Origin of the sequence: Streptomyces palmae (assembly GCF_004684805.1) — a bacterium.
GTDB classification, from domain to species: domain Bacteria; phylum Actinomycetota; class Actinomycetes; order Streptomycetales; family Streptomycetaceae; genus Streptomyces; species Streptomyces palmae.
Genome location: NZ_SRID01000693.1, coordinates 1 through 1,293, shown reverse-complemented (window position 1 = coordinate 1,293; position 1,293 = coordinate 1). Strand labels below are relative to the sequence as shown.

Below are 1,293 nucleotides of genomic sequence, written 5' to 3'. Positions count from 1 at the left end.
GGGGTGGCTGGTCGCGCGGTTCCTCGCGCCCCCTGGCGGGGGCGCGTGCCCTTGGCGCGAGTGTGGGGGCCCGGGGCCGGGTGGTCAGGTCAGGGGCCAGGTGGTGGCCAGCATGCGGCGGGTGTCTGCGAGCAGCTGCGGGAGCACCTTGGTGTGGCCGACCACCGGCATGAAGTTGGTGTCCCCGCCCCACCGCGGCACCACGTGCTGGTGCAGGTGGGCGGCGATGCCGGCGCCCGCCGCGGCCCCCTGGTTCATCCCGATGTTGAAGCCGTGCGCACCGGAGGCCGCACGGAGCGCGACCATCGCGGCCTTGGTGAACTCGGCCAGCTCCACGGTCTCCGCGGTGTCAAGCTCGGTGTAGTCGGCCACGTGCCGGAAGGGCACCACCATCAGATGGCCGCCGTTGTACGGGTACAGGTTGAGCACCGCGTAGACGTGCGAGCCCCGGGCGATGATCAGACCGTCCTCGTCGGACTTCTCCGGGATGGTGCAGAAGGGGCAGCCGTCGCCCGCCCCAGGGCCGCTCGGCTTGTTCTCGCCCTGGATGTACGCCATCCGGTGGGGGGTCCACAGACGCTGGAAGGCGTCCTGGGTACCGACTCCGATCTGCTGCTCCGGCTCACTCGTCATGCGGGCCAGCATATGGCGTCCCCCGTTCGAAGCGTGTCGCTGGGGCGGAGCCCGCCCGGCAGCCCCCGATCCTTGGGGTATGGACCGGGCACAGCGGCTGGAGGTCTGGGAGCGGCGCAACGGGCAGCCGCTGCTGGCGGCCTGGGCGCTGTTCTTCGTCGCGTACGCGGTCCAGGTGCTGGCCACCGGCCTGTCCCCCGGGGCGCGCGCGCTGTGGAGTGCGGTCACCGCCGTCACCTGGTCCGCGTTCGCCTTGGACTACCTGGTCCGGCTGGTGCTCAGCGAGGACCGGCGGCGCTTCGTGCGCAGCCAGTGGCTGGATCTGCTGGTGGTCGCGGTGCCCCTGCTGCGCCCGGTGCGGCTGGTGCAGCTGTACCACGGGCTCCGGCAGCGCCGGGACCGGCCCCGGCTGGGTCTGGAGGCGCGGGTGATGAGCTACGCCGGGCTCTCCGCCGTACTGCTGGGCGTCGGGGCGGCGCTGGCCGTGCTGCCCGACGAGCGGCACGCGGCCGGCGCCAGCATCCGTACCTTCGGTGACGCACTGTGGTGGGCCTGCTCCACGCTGACCACCACTGGCTACGGCGATGTCATTCCGGTCACTCCGCGCGGCCGGGTGATCGGGGTGGGGCTGATGGTGCTCGGGGTGGCGCTGGTGGGGGC

Annotated in this window: 2 protein-coding genes; one reads left to right on the top strand and one right to left on the bottom strand. The window is 72.8% G+C overall.

Annotated elements, in window-relative coordinates; genetic code table 11:
• Nucleotides 1–84 precede the first annotated feature (84 nt).
• Complete coding sequence (locus E4099_RS32125; protein WP_135342605.1) at nt 85–645, bottom strand: HIT family protein; 561 nt, start codon at nt 643–645, stop codon at nt 85–87.
• Nucleotides 646–712: 67 nt separating this feature from the next.
• Between E4099_RS32125 and E4099_RS32120 the strand changes: the two genes are divergently transcribed.
• The coding region (locus E4099_RS32120) for a potassium channel family protein (protein ID WP_135342604.1) at nt 713–1,293 on the top strand (581 nt) is incomplete at its 3' end.